This is a genomic window from Kitasatospora sp. NPDC047058 (genome assembly GCF_040643935.1).
Taxonomy (GTDB): Bacteria; Actinomycetota; Actinomycetes; order Streptomycetales; family Streptomycetaceae; genus Kitasatospora.
Window position 1 is genome coordinate 1 of the sequence record NZ_JBEYVJ010000795.1, and the last position, 1754, is coordinate 1754.

Sequence of the window (1754 nt, forward strand, 5' to 3'; positions counted from 1 at the left end):
GAACGCCGCTCTTCAGGAGCAAACGGAGGCACTCACCCGGCGGGTTGCCGGTCCGGTCGGGATCCGACGCGGGAGGATCGCCCCGGCGACGATCCGCCGCGCCGGCCGGAAGCCCTTCGGACACCCGCCGAACTCACCCGGCTTCCTCGACGACACCTTGCCACTGCCACTGCTACTCCGGAGGGCCCGACGACACGGATCAGCCGCGAGACCATCCTGAGGACGGCGACCTTCTGGCTCCGCCCGGCGTTCGCGCTGCGCGTGGTCGGCCGGTTCCAGCGACTCGTGGGCTTCGACCGCTCGATGGCCCTGGCCTCCTCCGCGCTGACGGCCGTCGTGCCCCTGGCCATCCTCCTCAGCGCCGTCGTGGTCGGCCTGGGCGGCAAGGACATCGCCGACCGCGTCATCGACCGCTACGGCCTCAGCGGGGACGGCGCCGAAGCCGTACGCAACATGCTCTCCTCGTCGAGCGGCTGGAGCACGGTGGGGATCTTCGGGATCGTCTTTCTTCTCGTCTCGGTGCTGAGTTTCGCGCGGGCTTCCCAGAGGCTCTTCGAACAGGGCTGGGAACTGCAGCCGTTGAGCGTCCGCAACACGGTGAACGGCCTGAAGTGGATCACAGTGCTGGCCGTGTACGCCGCACTGAGCGGCTGGGTCCACGCTGTCCTGGGCCGCCGACCCCTGGAACTGGCAGCGGCCGTCGTGGAGGCGCCACTGACGGCGGCCTTCCTCATCTGGAGCGGCCGGCTCCTGTCCGCCGCTCGAATCCCCTGGCTCGACCTCGTGCCGTTCGGGGTCATCGGGGCGATCCTGCTGAGCGGCTACTCGGTGGCCATGAGTTTCTACCTGCCCCACCTCTTCAATTCCTACACGGACCGCTACGGCGCGATCGGGGCGGTGTTCGCGATGCTCTCCGCCCTGTTCGGAGCCATGCTCGCGACCGTCGCCTCGGCAGCGCTCGGACGGGAGGTGCGGGACGAGCTCGACAGGATCGGCCGCGGCGAACGCCCGCCGGACAACGAGGTCCGGCAGGAGTGGGACACGGTGCTCCGGCAGGCACGCTCACGCTGGCAGACCACCCGCGGCCAGACCGTCCTGGGCCGCCTGACCAGGAGACGCTGAGCACCTGCCGGCCGCCCGCTGGTAGCCGATATCCCCAGGTCACACCAGGAGGACGGTGTTGCCGGGACCAGGGTCCGTCGCGACAGCCGATCGAGGTTGCGGACTCAGGTCCTGCTTCCGCCGGCCCCGGCCGTCCAGACGCCATGGCGGATCCATCGCCGGTTGAGAACGCAGACCAGGGGCGGGCCGCCGACCATGGACAGCATCCACAGCCCTGCACTGGCCGGCGAGTAGACGTAGTACTGCCATTGGTCCGGCAGGACCACGGGCGAGAGGTAGAGCACGACCAGGGCCACCCAGGTCGCGATCCAAGTGATCACCAAGCGCGCCGCAACAACCACGAGTCCCCCCGCTATCGAGCACCGACATGCCTGCACCACATGCGGCTTACGGGGGCCTGCAGCCGATCGGCAGGAGGCCCCCGCACTCCGAACTTGAACGCGTTCAATATAGCGTCAGGGCTTTCACCGGGCACCGTGAGGGGCCGCAAGAGGGCGCCCGAGTGATGATCACAGCCCAGCGGAGCGGCGGCCGTGGGCCGGGTCCTCGCCCAGGGGCGGGTGTGCCCGGCCGACGCGTCGTTCGCCTCGTCCGGCGATAGGCTGGAGAGGAATACCGAGTGTCCGCCGAGG

2 protein-coding genes are annotated in these 1754 nt (G+C 69.6%); one reads left to right on the forward strand and one right to left on the reverse strand.

The window, feature by feature from the left end; all coding sequences use genetic code 11:
* On the forward strand, positions 1-1122 hold a 1122-nt coding region (locus ABZ885_RS40570; protein ID WP_360200141.1), incomplete at its 5' end, for a YhjD/YihY/BrkB family envelope integrity protein.
* A gap of 104 nt (positions 1123-1226) precedes the next feature.
* Here the strand turns inward: ABZ885_RS40570 and ABZ885_RS40575 are convergent.
* Entirely contained in the window at positions 1227-1442 is a 216-nt protein-coding gene (locus tag ABZ885_RS40575; protein WP_360200143.1) for a hypothetical protein, read from the reverse strand.
* Positions 1443-1754: the final 312 nt, after the last annotated feature.